Source organism: Mycobacterium ostraviense (genome assembly GCF_002705925.1).
Lineage (GTDB): Bacteria > Actinomycetota > Actinomycetes > Mycobacteriales > Mycobacteriaceae > Mycobacterium > Mycobacterium ostraviense.
In genome coordinates this window covers 1-967 of record NZ_NKRE01000151.1, presented here as the reverse complement: position 1 = coordinate 967, position 967 = coordinate 1, and the positions used below count along the sequence as shown (strand labels likewise).

1 protein-coding gene is annotated in these 967 nt (G+C 63.6%); it reads left to right on the top strand.

All coding sequences use genetic code 11. The annotated features are described in order from the left end of the window. Positions 1-61: 61 nt before the first annotated feature. Positions 62-967 (top strand): IS630 family transposase (locus CDN38_RS28430; RefSeq protein ID WP_099319518.1); only part of this gene is annotated, 906 nt, incomplete at its 3' end.

The window sequence follows — 967 nt, the reverse complement described above, 5'->3', positions numbered from 1 at the left end:
TAAGGCGACACACGGTGTACGGTGCACCGTCTTTCCGGGGCGGTCGTGTTGACTTATTACTATGCGGGACAACGATGGTCGTAAGCTCGACCATGCCACACTCGAGGCGTTGCGGGTGCGGGCGGTAGACCGGATCAAGGCCGGTACGTCCGTCGCCGATGTTGCCAAAACGCTTGGTCTGCACCGTGGTTCGGTGTACCGATGGTGGTGGCAGTACCTGCAGGGCGGGACTGAAGCGTTACAGGCCAAGCCGGTGCCAGGCCGACCGCCGACGTTGACAGACGCACAGTTGGCACGACTGGGTGAGATCGTGGCGTGCTCGGACCCGCGCCAGCTGCAGTTCGACTTCGGGCTGTGGACCCGGGAGATGATCGCCACGGTCGTTGTGCGTGAGTTCGGGGTACAGCTGCATCCGAGCACGATCGGCCGGATCCTGCGCAAGCTCGGGTTCAGCCCGCAGCGCCCGCTGCACCGGGCCTATGAGCAGAACCCCGAGGCGGTGCATCAATGGAAGACTGAGGTATTCCCCAAGATCCGCGAGCAGGCCAAGAAAGACAAGGCGACGATGTATTTCGCCGACGAGGCCGGGGTGCGGTCGGATTACCATTCCGGCACCACCTGGGCCCCGCGCGGGCACACCCCGACCGTGCGCAGTACCGGCGCCCGGTATCGGCTCAATATGCTCTCCGCGGTCACCGCGACCGGCGCGCTGCGGTTCATGATCCGCGAAGGCGGCGTCAACGCGACGGTGTTCGTCGAGTTTTGTAAGCGCTTGCTCGCCGATGCTGACGGTCCGGTCTATCTTGTCGTCGACGGCCACCCCGCTCACCGCGCCAAGATCACCCAGCAGTTCGTAACGTCCACCGGCGGGCGGCTCAAACTGTTCTTCCTGCCCGGTTACTCACCAGAGCTCAATCCTGACGAGTGGGTATGGAAAAACGTCAAACACGACCGCATCGGCAAGACC